Source organism: Streptococcus hyointestinalis, assembly GCF_041225505.1.
In the GTDB taxonomy this organism is placed as follows: domain Bacteria; phylum Bacillota; class Bacilli; order Lactobacillales; family Streptococcaceae; genus Streptococcus; species Streptococcus hyointestinalis_B.
On record NZ_JBCLSK010000087.1, the window covers coordinates 1 to 1,620 of the forward strand.

Here is a 1,620-nt window from a genome sequence, read left to right on the forward strand (position 1 = left end):
AGCCTCATCTGGAGAAAATGCACCCTCAGATACCTTTACCAGCAACGATAGCAAGGCTTGTAGCGATTCTTCTTCAGGTGACGCAACAGATGGGACAGGAACGGTTCCAGCCGATGCGACAGCTTGGGGATATAAGCCAGAGGATTTACCAGACAGTCTGAAGCAATACATTATAGACCCTTCTAAAAATGGACTGGTCTATGGTGGTAGTGGTTGGGTTGAAAACTCAGGTCAATGTGTTGACTTAACCATTAGTTTAGGAAATCACCTCTGGGGACACTCAGGATCAGTTGTTGCTAACGGTAATGACCAGGCAGCCGCTTGGGCAAGTATTTTTGGCAATAGCGTCAAAACAACCCCTAAAAAGGGTGCTATCTTCTCGACACAGAACGGAGGAGGTGGTTATGGTCACACAGGCATTGTCTGTCATGTCTTTGAAGATGGTTCTATCTTGATTGTCGAACAGAATACACCGCTATCTGGAGCCAATTATTTCCATAGACCTAATACATGGAATTATCGCATTTGGACACCAGCGCAACAAAAGGCAGAAGTCACAACGTTTGCGTATCCAGACGGTAAAGAGCCTAAACTTGGTAGCTAAAGAGGGATACTAAAATGAAAGAATGGATAAAAGAAAATATGATTTATGTGCTTGTCGTCGGATTGTTACTCCTCTTTTCAGGCGTACTCGTTTATAGAAATATTTGTGGGAACCACAAACCTCAAAAGACTCAGACGACACAAACCAGTTCTTCAAAGTCAAGCTCATCTCAAGCAGAGCCAGAGACGACTGATGAGAAGAACTATCGGACTGCAAAACTGAAGCTAGAGCATCCTTATACAGAAAGTAGTGAGGAACAGAAGCAACAAGTTGCCCAATCCTTTGATGAAGCAATGACAGCCATTCGTCAAACTGGTTCCTTAACAGAGCTTAAAGGAACCTTAGATAACCACTTATCCATGAGCCAGGAGAGCATGATTCAGACGTTGGCAATGGCACTTCTTGTGAACCAGTACAGCTATCAGCCCTCTCAGTTAGAGGTGATGAAGTCAGACAATGATGACGTTGTTCAGTTTCTGATTGTCTTAACAAAGGTAGGAGAAGATAATTGTTATTTTGTCGGTAATTTCAACACAACCGTTAATCAAATTCAGCTGAAGAACTATGTAGGTGGTAACATCGGTGGCACGTTTGGCTAGACCATAAGAAAAAAGAAATGCACAATAAGTTATATAATAAATTGTGTATTTTTTATTGACAAAACACCTCCTATCCGTTAAAATAAAGATACAAAAAGTTATACAACTTTATATCTACCTAATTGTATGTTAAAGGAGCTTTTCTATGAAGATTCAAACAACAAACATTGACAAAGGTGGTGGTGGCAAAAGTACTCATACTTTTAACGAAGGCGATTGGCTATCACGGGTTAAAAACAAGCGAGTATTGTTGATTGACGGTGCGAGAGAATGCAATTTAACCCATGCTTTTGATGTTACCAGCGAAAAAACCATCTATGATATTTTTACGACTGGTGAATATGAGATTTGCCGTATCACTGATAACCTCAGTTTAATCCGTGGTGATGAACGTTTAACAGATGAGCAATTAGATCT

General features: G+C 40.7%; 3 protein-coding genes. All 3 read left to right on the top strand.

What is annotated here, in order from left to right; genetic code table 11:
- The coding region (locus AALA56_RS10025) for a CHAP domain-containing protein (protein WP_369909891.1) at nt 1-604 on the top strand (604 nt) is incomplete at its 5' end.
- A gap of 14 nt (nt 605-618) precedes the next feature.
- The gene (locus AALA56_RS10030) at nt 619-1,203 is read left to right on the top strand and encodes a hypothetical protein (RefSeq protein ID WP_369909892.1); all 585 of its coding nucleotides are present in this window, start codon (nt 619-621) and stop codon (nt 1,201-1,203) included.
- A gap of 145 nt (nt 1,204-1,348) precedes the next feature.
- Nucleotides 1,349-1,620, top strand: a 272-nt coding sequence (locus AALA56_RS10035; protein WP_369909893.1) for a ParA family protein, incomplete at its 3' end; no start/stop codon positions are given.